Origin of the sequence: Vibrio sp. 10N.247.310.23, from assembly GCF_041467155.1 — a bacterium.
GTDB classification, from domain to species: Bacteria; Pseudomonadota; Gammaproteobacteria; order Enterobacterales; family Vibrionaceae; genus Vibrio; species Vibrio crassostreae_C.
The window spans coordinates 1-2353 of record NZ_JBFSTZ010000077.1 but is presented as its reverse complement, the minus strand read 5'-3'; the positions used below and the strand labels follow the sequence as shown (position 1 = coordinate 2353).

Annotated in this window: 1 protein-coding gene; it reads left to right on the top strand. The window is 43.2% G+C overall.

Annotated features, from left to right (window positions below; translation table 11 throughout):
- Nucleotides 1-437 precede the first annotated feature (437 nt).
- Nucleotides 438-2063, top strand: a complete 1626-nt coding sequence (locus tag AB6D93_RS23810) for a methyl-accepting chemotaxis protein (RefSeq protein WP_017062210.1) — start codon at nt 438-440, stop codon at nt 2061-2063.
- The last annotated feature ends 290 nt before the right edge of the window (nt 2064-2353 follow it).

Sequence of the window (2353 nt, the reverse complement as noted above, 5' to 3'; positions counted from 1 at the left end):
GAACGGCGGACTGTTAATCCGTATGTCGCAAGTTCAAGTCTTGCAAGGGGAGCCACATTCAAGAAAGCCAAGTCGAAAGACTTGGCTTTTTTTCGTTTGAACAAAAACAAACTCTATTCAATATACACATCAGCTCCTCACTAACTCTTAATCAGTCTCGATAAATTGAGTTATCTCCTTTTAGTACTCTTACTACAGCAGTTGATTCTAAGTTCTATAAAGCATATCCACTACAACAGAACCAACGCCTTATAAAGTTCATGACCCGCTAATATTCACATTAAAACAAATAGAACCAAGTCCTGTTACTTTTTTTTCTTCGAAAATTTAATCCCTATCATACTTTGATGTCTTTCTAATATCTGCCTTACACCACTTAGATTAAGATTCGATGAATTATACCTAATACTAATTATTGAATCGCTGCGCAGGGAAATATGAAACTAAAAACGCAAGCTTACTTATTATCGGGCATCATCTTGATCGCCCTGCTAGCACTGACGGCTACAGGCTTATGGACCTTAAGAGTTGCTAGCAACATGGACAACAAAGCTCGCGTAACAGAGCTGTTTAAGAGCGCATACAGCATTCTTACTGAAGTCGAAAAAATGGCGATTGATGGCACACTAGAAGAAGAGCAAGCCAAGCAACTAGCTACTCGCCTTCTACGCAACAACATCTATAAAGATAATGAATATGTTTACGTAGCCGATGAGAACATGACGTTTATCGCGACACCATTAGATCCTCAACTGCACGGAACCAGTTTTAACGACTTTAAAGATGGCGACGGCAATAGTGTTGGGCAGCTAATCCAAAGAGTACTTGGTAATCGTACTGGCGAGATCATTGAGTACACCTGGACACAAAAACTGCCAGATGGAACGATTGAAGAAAAACTGTCTATTGCAGAGAAAACGCCACATTGGGGTTGGGTTGTCGGCACTGGTATCGGGTTCAATGAAGTTAACGCTCGTTTTTGGTCTACTGCTCAATGGCAGCTATTCCTTTGTGTCGTGATTGCTGGTCTTATTCTGGCGAGCCTAATTGTATCCATTAAACGCATGCTAGCGCTTCTTGGCGGCGAACCTAAAGACGTACGAGAAGCAGTACAAGCCGTAGCACAAGGTCGAATTCAAACCTCTTTCGAAACTCAGGCAATTGACGGCAGTATCTATCACGCCGTACAACAAATGAGTAAGTCATTGGCTGAGCTAGTATCAAACCTTGACGCTTCAATGCTGGCATTAAGAGGCGAACTGCAGCGCGTAGAAGATCGCGCTGGGTCAATTGGTCAACTGACAGACACCCAACAGCAATCAACAGAGATGATCGCGACAGCAATGACCGAGATGGCCTCTTCAGCCAATAACGTAGCTGCTTCAGCTAGCGATACCGCGCGCAACACCGACGAGGCCGACAAACAGAGCCAGCATACCCAACAACTCATTCACAACACAGTAGATAACATTCAAGGCTTAGCAGGCCAACTAGGCACAGCAAGCGAAGCTGTCGCTAACCTAGATAACGATGTAAACAACATTGCAAAAGTATTGGATGTGATTGGTGATATAGCGGAGCAAACTAACCTATTGGCACTAAATGCAGCCATTGAAGCAGCTCGAGCTGGCGAACAAGGTCGTGGATTTGCTGTTGTAGCAGATGAGGTTCGTAACCTTGCAGGCAGAACACAATCGAGCACAAAAGAAATCCAATTAATGATTAATAACCTTCAAGAGGGATCTCGCAACGCAATTCAAACCATGGAAGTGTGTGCCGCGACCAGTGAAAGCACCGTAACAGAGTCTCAAAACGCCTCTGAAGCACTACAACAGATTGTTGTCGCATTAGAGTCCATTTCATCAATGAGTCATCAAATCGCAACAGCGGCCGCTGAGCAGACTCAGGTGAGCGATGATATATCGAAGCGTATCAATATGATCGAAGAGAGCGGTAACCAACTGAGCAATGTCGTAACAGAAAGTCATAACAGCACCCAAACTCTTGCCTCTCTTTCCAACGAATTAGAAGCTTGGGTTAATAGGTTTGAAGTAAAACACTAAACTCCCTAGAAAATTTTCAAATAAAAAAGCACGTTTTCATACGTGCTTTTTTTATTTCGGCGCCCATTCAGTGTAGTTAACCGTAGTTTTACTATCTTTTAGGGCATGCTAGACCTAGGTTTTTCACCCCAAATGAGCAAAAACAACCCACTAAGTATAGAAAAACATCAAACGATACTTTTTTTGCAATTTAATGTTGACCCAGAACGCGAAAACACGTTTAATACACCTCGTCGCCCGGATAGCTCAGTCGGTAGAGCAGAGGATTGAAAATCCTCGTGTCGGTGGTT

Bases quoted from the DNA above. Each gene is read 5' to 3' on its own strand.
- AB6D93_RS23810 (WP_017062210.1), top strand. From the start codon at position 438: ATGAAACTAAAAACGCAAGCTTACTTATTATCGGGCATCATCTTGATC.